The 15,160-nt window shown below is 49.7% G+C and carries 15 protein-coding genes; 10 read left to right on the top strand and 5 right to left on the bottom strand.

From position 1 onward, the window contains the following. Position 1 precedes the first annotated feature (1 nt). The 3 genes from trmD (at position 2) to HMPREF9442_RS03300 (ending at position 1,574) form a co-directional block, all read left to right on the top strand. Positions 2-685 carry a tRNA (guanosine(37)-N1)-methyltransferase TrmD gene (gene trmD, locus HMPREF9442_RS03290; protein WP_008625328.1) on the top strand — a complete coding sequence of 228 codons (684 nt, stop codon included), beginning with the start codon at positions 2-4 and terminating at the stop codon, positions 683-685. Positions 686-787: 102 nt separating this feature from the next. After that, entirely contained in the window at positions 788-1,396 is a 609-nt protein-coding gene (locus HMPREF9442_RS03295; protein ID WP_008625337.1) for an ATPase, read from the top strand. After that, positions 1,344-1,574, top strand: a complete 231-nt coding sequence (locus HMPREF9442_RS03300) for a DUF8506 family protein (protein WP_253271004.1) — start codon at positions 1,344-1,346, stop codon at positions 1,572-1,574. The genes HMPREF9442_RS03295 and HMPREF9442_RS03300 overlap by 53 nt, the downstream gene beginning before the upstream one ends. Positions 1,575-1,722: 148 nt before the next feature. On the opposite strand, the gene HMPREF9442_RS03305 is transcribed toward HMPREF9442_RS03300, so the two are convergent. Both HMPREF9442_RS03305 and HMPREF9442_RS03310 read right to left on the bottom strand, forming a co-directional pair. Continuing rightward, positions 1,723-2,820, bottom strand: a complete 1,098-nt coding sequence (locus tag HMPREF9442_RS03305) for a DUF4934 domain-containing protein (RefSeq protein ID WP_008625339.1) — start codon at positions 2,818-2,820, stop codon at positions 1,723-1,725. A 147-nt stretch (positions 2,821-2,967) separates the two neighbouring features. Then, complete coding sequence (locus tag HMPREF9442_RS03310) at positions 2,968-3,936, bottom strand: ROK family protein (RefSeq protein WP_008625340.1); 969 nt, start codon at positions 3,934-3,936, stop codon at positions 2,968-2,970. 151 nt (positions 3,937-4,087) lie between these two features. Between HMPREF9442_RS03310 and HMPREF9442_RS03315 the strand changes: the two genes are divergently transcribed. Genes HMPREF9442_RS03315 through fmt form a run of 7 tightly spaced genes read left to right on the top strand, consistent with a single transcriptional unit; the run spans position 4,088 to position 11,154 of the window. Continuing rightward, positions 4,088-4,744, top strand: coding sequence for a LysE family translocator (locus HMPREF9442_RS03315; protein ID WP_008625341.1), 657 nt, complete (start codon positions 4,088-4,090; stop codon positions 4,742-4,744). A gap of 4 nt (positions 4,745-4,748) precedes the next feature. After that, entirely contained in the window at positions 4,749-5,294 is a 546-nt protein-coding gene (locus tag HMPREF9442_RS03320) for a DUF4924 family protein (RefSeq protein WP_008625344.1), read from the top strand. Positions 5,295-5,313: 19 nt separating this feature from the next. Continuing rightward, positions 5,314-6,174: a dTDP-4-dehydrorhamnose reductase gene (gene rfbD, locus HMPREF9442_RS03325; RefSeq protein ID WP_172634382.1), complete on the top strand. Its 861-nt coding sequence runs from the start codon at positions 5,314-5,316 to the stop codon at positions 6,172-6,174. Positions 6,175-6,192: 18 nt separating this feature from the next. Beyond that, entirely contained in the window at positions 6,193-7,758 is a 1,566-nt protein-coding gene (locus tag HMPREF9442_RS03330; protein WP_008625348.1) for a peptide chain release factor 3, read from the top strand. A 22-nt stretch (positions 7,759-7,780) separates the two neighbouring features. After that, entirely contained in the window at positions 7,781-8,350 is a 570-nt protein-coding gene (locus tag HMPREF9442_RS03335; RefSeq protein ID WP_008625350.1) for an L-threonylcarbamoyladenylate synthase, read from the top strand. A gap of 12 nt (positions 8,351-8,362) precedes the next feature. After that, positions 8,363-10,162: a chloride channel protein gene (locus HMPREF9442_RS03340; protein WP_008625352.1), complete on the top strand. Its 1,800-nt coding sequence runs from the start codon at positions 8,363-8,365 to the stop codon at positions 10,160-10,162. A gap of 11 nt (positions 10,163-10,173) precedes the next feature. Next, complete coding sequence (gene fmt, locus HMPREF9442_RS03345) at positions 10,174-11,154, top strand: methionyl-tRNA formyltransferase (protein ID WP_008625353.1); 981 nt, start codon at positions 10,174-10,176, stop codon at positions 11,152-11,154. A gap of 269 nt (positions 11,155-11,423) precedes the next feature. Here fmt and HMPREF9442_RS03350 read toward each other — a convergent pair whose 3' ends face one another. Genes HMPREF9442_RS03350 through HMPREF9442_RS03360 form a run of 3 tightly spaced genes read right to left on the bottom strand, consistent with a single transcriptional unit; the run spans position 11,424 to position 15,157 of the window. Further along, positions 11,424-12,515 (bottom strand): ABC transporter permease, encoded by a 1,092-nt coding sequence (locus HMPREF9442_RS03350; protein WP_008625357.1) that lies wholly within the window; start codon positions 12,513-12,515, stop codon positions 11,424-11,426. Positions 12,516-12,539: 24 nt separating this feature from the next. Beyond that, a complete protein-coding gene (locus HMPREF9442_RS03355) occupies positions 12,540-13,628 on the bottom strand; it encodes an ABC transporter permease (protein ID WP_040602572.1) in 1,089 nt (362 codons plus the stop codon). Positions 13,629-13,687: 59 nt separating this feature from the next. Then, positions 13,688-15,157, bottom strand: coding sequence for an ATP-binding cassette domain-containing protein (locus HMPREF9442_RS03360; protein ID WP_008625360.1), 1,470 nt, complete (start codon positions 15,155-15,157; stop codon positions 13,688-13,690). Positions 15,158-15,160: the final 3 nt, after the last annotated feature.

The raw sequence follows: 15,160 nt of genomic DNA on the forward strand, positions 1-15,160 counted from the left end.
CATGAGAATAGACATCATTACCGTTTTACCGGAATTGCTCGAAGGCTTCGTGCGTGAAAGCATATTGGGGCGCGCCCAAAAGAAAGGCTTGGTGGAAATCCATTTGCACAACTTGCGCGACTATGCCACGAATAAGTACCGCCGGGTGGACGACTACCCTTTCGGTGGCTTTGCGGGCATGGTGATGCAATGTGAACCTATAGACCGCTGCATCTCGGCCTTGAAAGCGGAACGCGACTACGACGAAGTGATTTTCACCACACCGGATGGCGAACAGTTCAACCAACCGATGGCCAACACGCTCTCCCTTTGCGAAAACCTCATCATCCTGTGCGGACATTATAAAGGAATAGACTACCGCATCCGCGAACACCTCATCACAAAAGAAGTCAGCATAGGAGATTATGTGCTGACGGGCGGAGAACTGGCTGCCGCAGTCATGACGGATGCCATCGTACGTATAGTACCCGGCGTTATCGGCGACGAACAAAGCGCCCTCTCCGATTCGTTCCAAGACAACCTGTTGGCAGCTCCTGTATATACCCGTCCTGCCGATTATAAAGGTTGGACCGTACCGGAAATCTTGCTTTCCGGGCACGAAGCCAAGATTAAGGAATGGGAACTGCAACAATCTTTCGAACGCACAAAGGCTTTGCGTCCCGATTTGCTGAAAAAGAAAGACTGACCGTCTGTTTTTCATTCAGCCCTGTCAAAAAGGAACCGGAAATATTGCCGGATTCGCCGTCAAATCGTATCTTTGCCATTAAGTATTTAAATAAATAATGTAATGGGAGAACAAAAACACAACTTGTACATCATTGCAGGTTGTAACGGAGCCGGAAAAACGACTGCCAGCTTTACCGTACTTCCGGAAATGTTGGATTGCCGTGAATTCGTCAACGCCGATGAAATCGCAGCGGGACTGTCTCCGTTCAATCCCGAAGGCGTAGCCATCCAGGCGGGACGCTTGATGATAGAACGCATCATCCACCTGCTGAAAGAAGGCGAAACCTTTGCTTTTGAAACGACATTGGCCACGCGGTCTTACGTGAAACTTATCAAACAGGCACAGAAAAGAGGCTATTTCGTCACGTTGCTCTTCTTCTCGCTAAGCAGCCCGGAACAGGCCGTAAAACGGGTGGCCAAACGCGTAAGCGAAGGTGGGCACAACATCCCGCTTGACGTGATTTACCGCCGTTACGACAACGGCCTGAGCAACCTGTTCAACCTCTATATGCCCGTATGCGACTATTGGGCATTGTATGACAACAGCACCTGTCCGGCCAACAAAATAGCCTACGGATGCAAAAACGAGAGTATAACTATTATTGAACCAGCCGTATATGAAAAATTCAAAGACCAATACACCGAAGAAAACGATAATGAGCGAGGATGAGGTTTATGAAATGCAGCGCAAAATCGACGAAGGCATATACCTGGCTCAGAAACGCCTCGTAGAGCGTGCAAAACATAACCACACCACTTTGGTTATCGCCCGTGAAGGACAAGTTGTCGAAGTAAAGGCCGAGGAACTTTATCCTATCCGCAAGAATTACCGTCCCCAAATCAGGTAACGGAATCCATTCATCCGCCCCCCCTTTGCCAGACGAATGGAAAATAGAAAAAGCCGACCCAAAAGTGATTTTGAGGTCGGCTTTATACATATAGACTTGAAAAATTTACTTGTTGAACATTATCTTCCCATTTGGAACAGTATACGTTTTACTCTCCAAAAGTCTTTTTTAGAGTATATAATACCAACATTGGATTTCCTGATTGCCTTAAACTATCATTCATTACAGGGTGATTTACCTTAACTCCCTTATATAAACGATCGTCACTATAACTCTCCGGATCATATTCCGAGATATATTTCCAACTTATTAGTTGATTTCCTGTCTTCATAGTCGATCTTCCGCAATCAATTTTTAGTACGGAATTGATATAATGATTCTCATAAGGCATATTAATATAATATAGCATCCTACTATATATAAAAGAAAGGCACGTGTCATTGCCTATCACACAATTTACAGTAGGCCTTACATACTTCATTCGTTCTTGTACATTCAAATCACCATAATACCTTTTATGCAAAATTTGCTCTGTTTCCTTCTTTAATGGATAATCTAAAGATACAACCGGGACAAATTCAAAATCCTTAATTTCATACAAGGCATCCGACTGTTCCGTATGGAAGTACAGATTGTCACCATCCCTAATAAAAACAGGTTCCGTACCCGCAACATTATACATATCGCTTTCAGCTTGAAATATTTTTCTTGCCTTACCTTGTTCCAAGGTAATATAATCCACTGTTGCATTATTAGCCGAATACAATAAAAAACCTGCATCATACCAACATATTCTCCAATAATAGTCGGATAGTTTTATTTCTTGTTTGAACTTTAGGTCCTTATCTAATATTATAATTTTAGGTGGACCACATAATACACAAATACCTCCCGTTTTTGGGGACACGTCAAAATCTGTGATTTCTGCATATTCCCCTTTTCCATTTCCGGTCTTATCGTATAGAGAAACAGGTTGACCTACCGAGTCAAAAGCAACAATCGCTGCTTTCTGCTTATTATCCAAAATATACCATTTACCGTCGTACTTACGTATAGCATTGATTTCCCCCAATAAAAATGAATCTTTTTCATGAAGAGGAATAAAATCAACTTGCTCTATAAAAGAGCAAGTTGATATAGTATTATTTACTTCCGACAAATCACGTATATTAGCTTCTTCTTTTCTATCACCGCAAGAGTTACACAAGACTAAAATAGAAAGAGAGAACAATGTATGCTTCATCATAAGCCGAGGTCTTTTAAGAAATCATTACAGGTAATATCATTCCCGCATCTAACCCCATTCTGCCACCAACTTTTTTGCTGCAGCTAGGACTTAGGCTACAAATACAAAACATACTCTTTCGTCACAACCTCATATCTATAGCTGTCACTAAATTTTCCAAGCCAATGCCGCAGCACCTACCACAGCCGCTTGTGCATCATCCATTTGGGAAATCAACATCTTGGCCTTTCCTTTGAAAATGTTCTGCACATTGGCATCGTATGCCTCTTTTATAGGGTCCATAATCAGATTACCGGCTTTTGTCAGCCCACCGAAAAACACGTATGCCTCCGGGCTACAGAAGGCGGTAAAATTGGCACAAGAGCGTCCCAACAATTCACCGGTAAACTTATATACATCGCGTGCAAGTTGGTCGCCGTGCTCGGCTGCGATGGATACATCTTTCGACGTAATCTCCTCCAACGGGATTTTACGCAACTCCGTGTCGTCCGTACGCTTGGCGAGAAACTCACGAGCCGTCCGAGCCACGCCCGTGGCCGAACAATAAGTCTCCAAACACCCTTTACGACCGCAACCGCATAAGCGGGCTTCCGGAGTGGTATCCACGATCACATGCCCCAACTCTCCGGCAAACCCGTCGCAACCGTAGACCAACTCACTGTTGACCACAATACCGCTGCCCACGCCGGTACCCAAGGTAATCATGATGAAGTTCTTCATCCCTTGAGCTACCCCGTAAGTCATCTCGCCGATAGCCGCAGCATTGGCATCGTTTGTCAATACCACGGGAATCCCCAACCGGTCACTGAATTTCTTCGCAAACGGGACGATTCCTTTCCACGGCAAGTTGGGCGCCAGTTCGATATTACCGGTGTAATAGTTACCATTAGGCGCACCGATTCCCATCCCCTTGATGTTCTGGATACCGCCCACCTGTTCTATCATCGGAGCCAAAGCCGCACAAGCACTGTCCATATAAACATCCAAATCGTTCTGTCCTTTCGTCCGGATAGACGTTGAAGTCACCACGCTTCCTTCCGCATTCACAATGCCGAAAACCGAATTAGTTCCCCCTAAATCAAGCCCTATTACATAAGGTTTATTTTCCATAGCCATATAAAATACATAAAAGTTAATTATAACAGTTTTCAAAGTTAAGAAAAACAGATGTAACCGCGAAAAGAAAAAAACTCTTTTTCACGAAAAATAAAAAAAGAACGGACTTTTCTTTATAGTCTCATGAAAAAATGCCAATTTTGCACCTATTATGTGGTTTGAACCGGTTAGTACATTAGATTTAATCATAAAGGGATTGCTCATCGGCGTGGTGGCATCCGCTCCCATGGGACCTGTCGGAGTGCTTTGCATCCAACGTACACTGAACAAGGGGCGTTGGTATGGTTTCGTCACAGGAATCGGAGCAGCTTTCAGCGACATCATATATGCTTTGATAACGGGATTCGGAATGAGTTTCGTGGTAGACTTCATTGAAAACAAAGACAACATGTTCTACCTGCAGATGGCGGGCAGCATCATGCTCTTCTTTTTCGGATGGTACACTTACCGTTGCAATCCGGCGAAATCCATCCGCCCGACTTCTCCCCGTAAAGGCACGCTTATACACAATATGGTGACCGGTTTTCTGGTCACGTTTTCCAACCCACTCATCATCTTTCTGTTCGTGGCGTTGTTCGCCCGTTTCACCTTTGTCGTCCCTGACCACGTGGTACAGCAATCCTTAGGTTACTTGTCCGTGTTCGTCGGAGCCATGATATGGTGGTTCGTCTTGACTTATTTCATAGACAAAGTGCGCAGCCGTTTCGATGTCAAAGGCATCTATTTGCTGAACAGGCTCATAGGAGTGGTTGTCATTGTGGCCTCTATCGTGGGGCTTGCCGTCACGCTGACCGGTTTATCGTTATAAATATATGTATATAGCCCAACAACTGAAAGAAAAAAACATTGCCGAATACCTGCTTTATATGTGGCAGGTGGAAGATATTCTCCGTGCCCACCACTTGGATCCGGATGAACTCAAACAGAACTATCTGGCACAGTTCAGAGCCACGGAGGAAACGGAAAAAGAAATGGAAGAATGGTACAGCCATCTCATCCGCATGATGAAGGAAGAAGGCATACAGGAGGGTGGCCACCTGCAAATCAACCGGAACATCATCCTGTGGCTCACCGATTTGCACAACCAACTTTTGCAATCTTCCAAGTTCCCGTTCTATACGTCTGCTTATTACAAGGCACTCCCTTACATTGTGGAACTTCGCAATAAGGGCGACAAAAAGGACATACCGGAATTGGAAAACTGTTTCGATGCCCTCTACGGCGTGATGTTGCTCCGCCTGCAACACAAACCGATAAGCGACGAGACCGCCAAGGCCGTGGCCGACATCACCAAACTTTTGGCCATGCTGTCCGACTATTATAAACAAGATAAAGCAGGCGAATTGAAATTTGAATGAACAAAAGGAAACAAATGATATGAAAAATATTTTAGTAACAGGTTGCAACGGCCAATTGGGCAATGAAATGCAGCTTTTGGCTACCGGGTATCCGGAGTTCAATTATTTTTTCACAGACGTGAAAGAGTTGGACATCACCGACGAAAATGCCGTAAAGTCATTCGTCAAGACGAACGGCATTGACTGCGTCGTGAATTGTGCGGCTTATACGGCTGTGGACAAAGCCGAAGCAGACGAAGCTTTCTGTAACATACTGAACCACATTGCTCCGGGATATTTGGCTAAAGCAGTACATGAACAAGGCGGCTGCATGATACAGGTTTCTACGGACTACGTGTTCGACGGAACTACACACATCCCCTACCGCGAGGAAGAACCGACATGCCCGGCTACGGTATACGGCCGCACCAAGCTGGCAGGAGAAGAAGCCGTCATGCGGAACTGCCCTGAATCGGTCATCATCCGCACGGCATGGCTCTACTCCACTTTCGGCAACAACTTCGTCAAGACCATGTTGCGGTTAGGCCGGGAAAAAGAGAGTCTCGGGGTCATCTTCGACCAAATCGGCACGCCGACTTACGCACGCGACCTGGCGGTGGCCATCTTTGCCGTACTGACACAAGATTTCGTTCCCGGAATTTACCATTTCAGCAACGAGGGAGCTATCTCATGGTACGACTTTACCAAAGCCATCCACCGCATAGCCGGCATCACCACCTGCAAGGTGCGCCCGCTCCATACGGAAGAATATCCCGCACCGGCGGCACGGCCCCACTATTCCGTACTCGACAAAACCAAAATCAAAGAGACTTACCACATCGACATTCCCTATTGGGAAGACTCGCTGGCCGAGTGTATACAGAAATTAGAACAGAATTAAACCGACGCATCGAGACGTATGAATGAAATAGAAAGAAGAAGGACTTTTGCCATTATTTCCCATCCGGACGCCGGAAAGACCACACTCACCGAAAAATTATTGCTCTTCGGCGGGCAAATCCAAGTGGCCGGAGCAGTCAAGAACAACAAAATCAAGAAAACAGCCACCAGCGACTGGATGGAAATCGAAAAACAACGCGGTATCTCGGTCACGACCTCTGTCATGGAGTTCGATTACGGGGATTATAAGGTGAACATCTTGGACACCCCGGGACACCAAGACTTTGCAGAAGATACATTCCGAACGCTGACAGCGGTAGACAGCGCCATCATTGTCGTAGACAGTGCAAAAGGCGTGGAGGCGCAGACCCGGAAACTGATGACGGTATGCCGTATGCGCAAAACGCCGGTCATCATCTTCATCAACAAGATGGACCGTGAGGGAAAAGACCCCTTCGACCTCTTGGACGAGTTGGAACAGGAATTACAGATTAAAGTACGCCCGCTCTCATGGCCCATCAACCAAGGACAGCGCTTCAAAGGAGTGTACAACATCTACGAGCAACGCCTCGACCTGTTCACGCCCGACAAGCAAAAGGTAACGGAAAAGGTGGAAGTGGACATCCACAGCGATGCACTCGAAAACCACGTAGGCGATGCCGATGCAGAAAAGTTACGCATGGACCTGGAACTGGTAGACGGGGTTTATCCGTCATTCGATGTAAACACTTACCTGAATGGCGAAGTGGCACCTGTTTTTTTCGGGTCGGCCTTGAATAACTTCGGTGTGAAAGAGTTGTTGGACTGCTTCGTAAAGATAGCTCCCAGCCCACACCCCATACAGGCGGAAGAACGCATGGTGCGCCCGGAAGAGCCGAAGTTCAGCGGCTTCATCTTCAAAATCACAGCCAACATCGACCCGAACCACCGTTCGTGTATCGCCTTCTGCAAGGTATGTTCCGGCAAGTTCGTGCGCAACGCGCCTTACCTGCATGTACGCCAAAACAAGACGCTGCGCTTTTCTTCGCCCACACAGTTCATGGCTCAAAAGAAGAGCACCATCGACGAGGCTTGGCCCGGCGACATCGTGGGACTGCCGGACAACGGCATATTCAAGATCGGCGACACGCTGACCGAAGGAGAGATGATACATTTCCGCGGACTGCCGAGTTTCTCTCCCGAAATGTTCAAATACATCGAGAATGCCGATCCCATGAAGACCAAGCAACTGAACAAGGGTATCGAACAGTTGATGGACGAGGGCGTGGCACAGCTCTTCGTCAACCAGTTCAACGGACGGAAAATCATCGGTACGGTAGGACAGTTGCAGTTTGAAGTGATACAATACCGCCTGGAGAACGAGTACAATGCCCAATGCCGTTGGGAACCCGTCAGCCTGTACAAGGCGTGCTGGATAGAAAGCGATGACGAAGCACAGCTGGAAGCCTTCAAAAAGCGCAAGTACCAGTTCATGGCCAAGGACCGCGAAGGCCGCGACGTTTTTTTGGCCGACAGCAACTACGTTCTCCAGATGGCACAGAGCGACTTCGAGCACATCAAATTCCATTTCACTAGCGAATTTTAAAGTTTAAACCAAACCAACGGACATGAATAGAGAAGAAGACATCAGACAGGCAGTAGAAGTCATGCGCCGGGGTGGCGTCATCCTCTACCCTACGGACACGATATGGGGCATCGGTTGCGATGCCACTAACGAAGAGGCGGTACGCCGTGTGTACGACATCAAGAAGCGCGACGACAGCAAGGCACTCATTTGCTTGGTAGACTCCGACCATCGGTTGCAGCGTTACGTAAGCGACGTGCCCAACGTGGCTTGGGACTTGATAGAATATGCCACCCGTCCGCTCACCATCATTTTCGACAAGGCCAAGAACTTGGCCCCCAACCTGTTGGCCGAAGACGGCAGCGTGGGAATACGCGTCACCCGTGAAGAATTCAGCCGAGAGTTGTGTTACCGTTTCCAGAAAGCCGTCGTGTCCACCTCAGCCAACGTGAGCGGCGAGCCTTCGCCGGCTTGTTTCGATGACATCAGCGACGAGATAAAAAACGCGGTAGACTACATTGTGCAAAGCCGCAGGAAAGAAAAGACAAAAGCAGCTCCCAGTAGCATCATCAAATTGCGTCCGGACGGCGAAGTGACCATCATCAGGAAATAAGCGGAAGGAGCTATGAACGCGGTAAAAAGGAATTTCACATTTTTCGAACGCCTGTTCATCTGGCGGCGGATGAATTTCAGCGAACAGAAATTCATCCTGATAATTAGTTTGGTGGTCGGTGTACTGACCGCTTTCGCCGGACTCTTCCTGAAATGGCTCATCCATCAGATACAATACCTCCTGACCTACCGTTTCGATGCCACTGGTTCCAACGCCCTTTACCTGGTGTATCCCGTCATCGGCATTTTCCTGACGGGACTGTTCGTCCGCTATGTCGTAAAGGACGACATCAGCCATGGTGTCACCAAGATTCTCTTCGCCATCGCACGCAAACAAAGTAAAATCAAGGTCCACAACACCTGGTCAAGCGTCATAGCCAGTGCCATTACCATCGGGTTCGGAGGTTCCGTAGGGGCAGAAGCCCCCATCGTGCTCACCGGTTCGGCCATCGGCTCCAATCTCGGACGCCTGTTCCGCATCAACAGCAAGACCCTGATGCTTTTGGTGGGTTGCGGAGCGGCAGGTGCCGTGGCAGGCATCTTCAAAGCCCCGATTGCCGGGCTTGTATTCACCCTCGAAGTCCTCATGATAGACCTCACGATGGGAGCTTTGCTGCCTTTGCTGATTTCATGCGTGACGGCGGCCGGAGTGACATTCGCCGTATCGGGTACGAACACTATCTTTGAGTTCCATCTGCAAAACGGATTCGCCGTAGACAAAATACCGGCCTACATCCTTTTGGGCATCTTCTGCGGACTGGTATCGCTTTATTTCACCCGCACGATGAACTCGCTGGAAGACATCTTCCGCAAATATTCCAACCCTTACGTCAAGCTCCTCATCGGCGGAGCCACGCTGAGCGTCCTTATTTACCTTTTCCCTTCGTTGTACGGAGAAGGCTACGACCTTATCAACCTGCTGCTGAACGGGAACGGCGCGAAAGACTGGGACACGGCGATGGACAGTTCGCTGTTCTACGGACACGGCAACCTGTTGTTGCTTTACCTGGCGTTGGTACTTATCTTCAAAGTCTTCGCCTCCACGGCCACCAACGGTGGCGGAGGTTGTGGCGGTATTTTCGCCCCCAGCCTGTTTTTGGGTTGTATCTCTGGCTTTATTTTCGCCCGCCTTTGGAACTTCTACCGTTGTCTGGGCATTTACTTGCCCGAACGGAATTTTGCCATGATCGGCATGGCGGGACTGATGAGCGGTGTCATGCACGCCCCACTGACAGGCATATTCCTTATCGCGGAACTCACCGGAGGCTATCAGCTATTCATGCCCCTGATGATCGTATCCGTCTGTGCCTACCTGACCATCATTTCTTTCGAGCCCCACAGCATCTATTCCATGCGTTTGGCCAAGAAAGGCCAGTTGCTCACGCACCATAAAGACCGCGCCATACTCACGCTGATGAGTCTCGACTCGGTTATCGAGAAATACGACGAATACCTGTATCCGGACATGGATTTGAGCGAATTGGTAAAAACCATCTCGGCTTCGCGCCGCGACGTGTTCCCGGTGGTGGACCGCCAGCACCGTCTGGTGGGTATCATTTATCTGGACGATGTCCGCCCCATCATGTTCCGGCAGGAATTGTACCACCGTTTCCAAATCGGCCAACTGATGAAAGAGCCGGTGGCTCGCCTGAACATTGACGACTCCATGGACGTAGTGCTGCTCACGTTAGACAAGACTCAGGCTTGGACGCTCCCGGTAGTAGACACGGAAGGCACGTTCATGGGCTTCATCCGCAAGTCGCACGTGCTGACCCTTTACCGTAAGACCCTGGCCGACTTATCCGACGACTAAAAACTAAAGACATGAAAAAGAAAGAAGATTTGAGAATTGTATATATGGGCACACCGGAGTTCGCGGTGGAGAGCCTGAAATGCTTGGTAGAAGGAGGTTACAACGTGGTCGGTGTCGTCACCATGCCGGACAAACCGATGGGCCGCCACCAGGACGTACTGCAAGCCAGCCCCGTGAAACAGTACGCTGTGGAACACGGCCTGCGTATCTTGCAACCGGTCAAGCTGAAAGACGAAACCTTTGTGGAAGAACTCCGCTCCCTACGTGCCGACCTACAAATCGTGGTAGCTTTCCGCATGTTGCCCGAAGTAGTGTGGAACATGCCTCCCATGGGTACATTCAACCTGCATGCGTCGTTGTTGCCGCAATACCGTGGGGCCGCCCCCATCAACTGGGCCGTCATCAACGGCGAAACGGAAACGGGCATCACCACGTTCTTCCTCAAACATGAAATCGACACCGGCGAGGTCATCCAACAAGTGCGCATCCCGATTGCGGACACCGACAATGTGGGCGTGGTGCACGACAAACTGATGGAACTCGGCGGCCGGTTGGTAGTGGAGACGGTAGACCACATCTTGGCCGATGCCGTCCGCCCCATACCGCAAGAAACGATGGCAGTGGAAGGCCCGTTGCACCCGGCACCGAAAATCTTCAAGGAGACGTGCCGGATGGATTGGCAGGGCAAGACGCTCAAGCAACTGTATGATTTCGTACGCGGCTTGTCGCCCTACCCTGCCGCGTGGAGCGAGATGAAGGACGAAGCCACAGGCAAGGTTTATACCCTTAAAATATACGAAACGGAGAAAGAGCCGTGTGCGTGCCACGAACCGGCGGGCAAAGTGGTCAGCGACGGAAAGACCTACCTGAAAGTGGCCGTAGACGGAGGTTACCTCCGCCTGAAGGAAATCCAACTGACGGGCAAGAAAAGGATGCGCACAGAAGACTTCCTGCGGGGTTTCCGTATGCCGGAAAATCTCCTCATGCTATAGAATCCGTAAAGGAAATTCAACGCCCGAATCGTTCGCCGCAGAACGGAAAATCAATCTCAGGAGATTGAAAAATCGTTCGCCTGAGATTGAAAAATCGTTTGGCGCAGAAAAAAACAACGCCTTGCATAGATTGACACATTTCCTGCAAGGCGTTTTTATTTCACTGTATTACAATGATTTACCAAATTAAAACCCACAAGTTTCCCACGACTCGTTTTTGTAAATCATTCGGCATGTCATCTATCGCCGTAGATGACCGGCACGGGCTATCAGGCATTTGTCTTCCGATAACTCCACACGGCTACTCCGGCAAACACCGACATGAAACACAGCATCTTGCCGAACTGCGGCCACAAGTCGGTCAGCCCGCATCCCTTCAGGAAAATCATACGCATGACCTGAATAAAATAGGTCAACGGATTGAAAGCCGCTATCCACTGCGCCCAGTCCGGCATGCTGCGCACGGGGGTGAACAAGCCACTCATCAGGATGAATACCATCAGGAAGAAAAACATGACGAACATGGCCTGCTGCATCGTGGCAGAATAATTGGAAATAACCAACCCGAAACCCGACATCGTAAGAATGTAAATGCACGAGAAGAAATATATCAGCCACAAACTGCCTGACGGCACAATGCCGTAGAGCACGGCGGACAACACCAAGCCGATAGACAGGACCACCAGCCCCACAATCCAGTAAGGCACCAATTTAGCCAGGATGAACACGAACTTGTTGAGCGGCGTGACGTTCAACTGTTCAATCGTGCCCACCTCTTTTTCGCTCACGATATTCAATGCAGGAAGAAAGCCGCAAAGCAACGTCAGCATCATGATGAGCAAAGCCGGTACCATGAACACTTTATAATTCAGATGCGGATTATACAAGTTAAGTACGGACAAACGGGTCATACCCGTGCCTCCCAATTCCTGATTCACGAAATCGTTTACCACCGTAGAAAGGTAAGAACTGCCCAGTCCACCTTTGGTTCCGTTGATGGCATTGGCCGAAATCTGAAGTTCCACGGGGCGCCCCGTGCCTAAAGATTTGGCAAAGTCACGCGGAATCTCCAGAATGACATCCGCCTCTCCGCGCTCCACGCTCTCCAATGCACGGCCGTAATCCGGCGCGTTCTCCACCAAATTGAAATAATCCGTGGAAGCCACTTTCTCCACCAGACGGCGCGACAAGGCAGAATGGTCCAAGTCTACCACAGCTAGGTTGTTGTACTTGATTTCAAGATTGGCTGCCCACGGCATCAGAATCATCATCATGCAGGGAAACACCAAAATGAGCCGGGGGATGATGGGATTCCTCCGCATTTGCTTGAACTCCTTTTCTATTAAATATTTCAGTACCATAAGTTTTCCTCTTTTACGTCTGTATTATTCCAGCCTTTCCTTGAATTTCTTCAAGCTCAGCCCGATGAGCAAAGCCGCCATACCGGACAGTATCAACGCCTCATGCCATACGGCGGCCATGCCCAAGCCTTCTATCATCACCTTCTTCACGGCCTGAATGTACCACCTTGCCGGAATGATATTGGAAATCCACTGCAGGACAGCCGGCATGCTCTCTATGGGAAAAATCATGCCTGAAAGCAACATGACAGGCATCATCAGTCCCATACCCGACACGATCATGGCCGCCACTTGGTTTTGTACCACACATGAAATGAGCAATCCCAACGACAGAGCCACCGCAATCAGAAGGAGGCTCAGGAAAGACAGCGTCCAGAGGCTGCCCTCCACCGGCACATGCAGCACGTAGACCGACAGCAGCAATATCGTGGCCAGATTGACGCAAGAAAGTACCAAGTAGGGTACGGCCTTGGCCAGAATGATAAAAATAGGCCGGATGGGCGACACCAACAGGACTTCCATCGTACCGGTCTCTTTCTCTCGTACAATGGAAATGGAAGTCATCATCGCGCAAATCAGCATCAGTATCAGCCCCATCACGCCGGGTACGAAATTATAGGCACTCTTCATCTGAGGATTGAACAAGAGGTGCGTCTGCACCTCCAATCCGGCTTGCTGTCCTTCCTGCAGGGCTTGCCCAATGATGCCCTGCACATAACCGGACATCATATTCCCCGTATTCGGATCCGTAGCATCCACCACCAGTTGTATACCGGATTCACCCGTACGCAAGTTTTCATCAAAGTCAGGCGTGAAAGCCACCACGATGTCCGCTTCGTCATGCCGGAACACGGACTCTATCTCAGAAGCCGATGATAAATATCTTACGACTGAGAAATAACGGTTTTCATCTATCCGCTCCGTAATACGCGTTGTGACGGCATCTTTCGACGGGTCGAGCACAGCCACACGACTGTGGTTGATTTCCGTAGTAATGGCAAAACCGAACAAAATGATTTGCAACACCGGCATGCCCAACAATATCAGCATCGTCCGCCTGTCGCGGAAAATGTGGAAAAACTCTATCTTGATAAAAGCCCAAAACTGTTTCATCTTCATTGAATAATTTACTCACGCTCGGCAGACACCGAACAAGTTCGGTCTGCACTCTCTTACCCGCAAATTTCTGCATTACGTGTGGCCTCACGGGCCAAACGGTGAAACACTCCATCCATGTCTTTTTCTCCGAAAGTACGTTTCAAGCCTTCGGGCGTATCCAATGCCCGTATCTTTCCGTCCACCATGATGGACACTCGACCGCAAAATTCGGCCTCGTCCATATAGTGCGTTGTGACGAAGATGGTGATACCCTGATCGGCTGCCTGATAAATCAATTCCCAGAACTGGCGCCGTGTCCTTGGGTCTACCCCTCCGGTCGGTTCGTCGAGAAACACGATGTCCGGACGATGGAAAGTAGCCACAGAAAAAGCCAACTTTTGTTTCCATCCCAAGGGCAACGACTTGACCATCGTGTTCCGCTCTGCTTCCAGTCCCAACGTATGCAGCACTTCGTCCGTGCGACGGGCTATCACCTCGTCCGAGAGTCCATAAATACCGGCAAACAGGCGAATGTTTTCCCACACCTTCAGGTCGTCGTACAACGAGAACTTCTGGCTCATGTAACCGATATGTTTCTTGATTTCTTCCTGTTGGGTGTTGATGTCGAAACCGGCCACGCGCCCCGTGCCCGACGTGGGATAAGACAAGCCGCACAGCATGCGCATGGCTGTGGTCTTGCCTGCCCCGTTCGCCCCGAGGAAACCGAAGATTTCGCCTTTCCCCACACGGAAGGAGATGTGGTCTACAGCCGTGAACGTCCCGAACCGTTTCACCAAATCGTGCACCTCGATGGCACATTCCGACTGGGCTCCGGCCGGTTCGCGTTGCAAGCCCGGCGGACACAGGATACCGGCAAACCGTTCCAACATGACGGTGGGGGTATCTATCCCCTTGACCGCACCGCCGTAGAGGAATGCCATACGGTCGCAACTCCGTATCTCGTCGAGATAAGGTGTAGAGACGATGATGGTGATGCCTTCCCGCTTCAGCCGCCGCAACATTTCCCAAAATTCCTTGCGCGAGACAGGGTCTACCCCTGTGGTCGGCTCATCCAATAACAAAACCACCGGTTTATGAATCAACGCACAGCTCAAAGCCAGTTTCTGTTTCATTCCGCCGGAGAGTTTCCCTGCGCGGCGGGTCTTGAACGGCTCGATCTGCTTGTATATGTCTTCCACCAGATGGTAATTCTCACGTACAGACGTACCGAACAACGTGGCAAAAAAGTCCAGGTTCTCCTCCACCGTCAGGTCGGGATACAGGGAAAACCGGCCCGGCATATAACCGACGCAAGCACGCAACTTGCGGTAGTCCCCCACAACGTCCTGCCCGTCCACCGTAATCCGCCCGCTCTCCGGACACAGCAAAGTGGCCAACATGCGGAACAGCGTGCTTTTCCCGGCTCCGTCCGGTCCTATCAGTCCGAAGATTTCTCCGGGTCTGACCTCGAAAGAAACGTCGTCCAAAGCCCGTACGCTGCCGTAATGTTTGGACACGCCCTCTACCTTCACAATGGATTCCATGAC

Source organism: Paraprevotella xylaniphila YIT 11841, assembly GCF_000205165.1.
Taxonomy (GTDB): Bacteria; Bacteroidota; Bacteroidia; order Bacteroidales; family Bacteroidaceae; genus Paraprevotella; species Paraprevotella xylaniphila.

Bases quoted from the DNA above. Each gene is read 5' to 3' on its own strand.
- HMPREF9442_RS03330 (WP_008625348.1), top strand. From the start codon at position 6,193: ATGAATGAAATAGAAAGAAGAAGGACTTTTGCCATTATTTCCCATCCG.
- HMPREF9442_RS03300 (WP_253271004.1), top strand. From the start codon at position 1,344: ATGAAAAATTCAAAGACCAATACACCGAAGAAAACGATAATGAGCGAG.
- rfbD (WP_172634382.1), top strand. From the start codon at position 5,314: ATGAAAAATATTTTAGTAACAGGTTGCAACGGCCAATTGGGCAATGAA.
- HMPREF9442_RS03320 (WP_008625344.1), top strand. From the start codon at position 4,749: ATGTATATAGCCCAACAACTGAAAGAAAAAAACATTGCCGAATACCTG.
- trmD (WP_008625328.1), top strand. From the start codon at position 2: ATGAGAATAGACATCATTACCGTTTTACCGGAATTGCTCGAAGGCTTC.
- HMPREF9442_RS03335 (WP_008625350.1), top strand. From the start codon at position 7,781: ATGAATAGAGAAGAAGACATCAGACAGGCAGTAGAAGTCATGCGCCGG.
- HMPREF9442_RS03310 (WP_008625340.1), bottom strand. From the start codon at position 3,936: ATGGCTATGGAAAATAAACCTTATGTAATAGGGCTTGATTTAGGGGGA.
- HMPREF9442_RS03350 (WP_008625357.1), bottom strand. From the start codon at position 12,515: ATGGTACTGAAATATTTAATAGAAAAGGAGTTCAAGCAAATGCGGAGG.
- HMPREF9442_RS03315 (WP_008625341.1), top strand. From the start codon at position 4,088: ATGTGGTTTGAACCGGTTAGTACATTAGATTTAATCATAAAGGGATTG.
- HMPREF9442_RS03305 (WP_008625339.1), bottom strand. From the start codon at position 2,820: ATGATGAAGCATACATTGTTCTCTCTTTCTATTTTAGTCTTGTGTAAC.
- HMPREF9442_RS03340 (WP_008625352.1), top strand. From the start codon at position 8,363: ATGAACGCGGTAAAAAGGAATTTCACATTTTTCGAACGCCTGTTCATC.
- fmt (WP_008625353.1), top strand. From the start codon at position 10,174: ATGAAAAAGAAAGAAGATTTGAGAATTGTATATATGGGCACACCGGAG.
- HMPREF9442_RS03295 (WP_008625337.1), top strand. From the start codon at position 788: ATGGGAGAACAAAAACACAACTTGTACATCATTGCAGGTTGTAACGGA.
- HMPREF9442_RS03360 (WP_008625360.1), bottom strand. From the start codon at position 15,157: ATGGAATCCATTGTGAAGGTAGAGGGCGTGTCCAAACATTACGGCAGC.
- HMPREF9442_RS03355 (WP_040602572.1), bottom strand. From the start codon at position 13,628: ATGAAACAGTTTTGGGCTTTTATCAAGATAGAGTTTTTCCACATTTTC.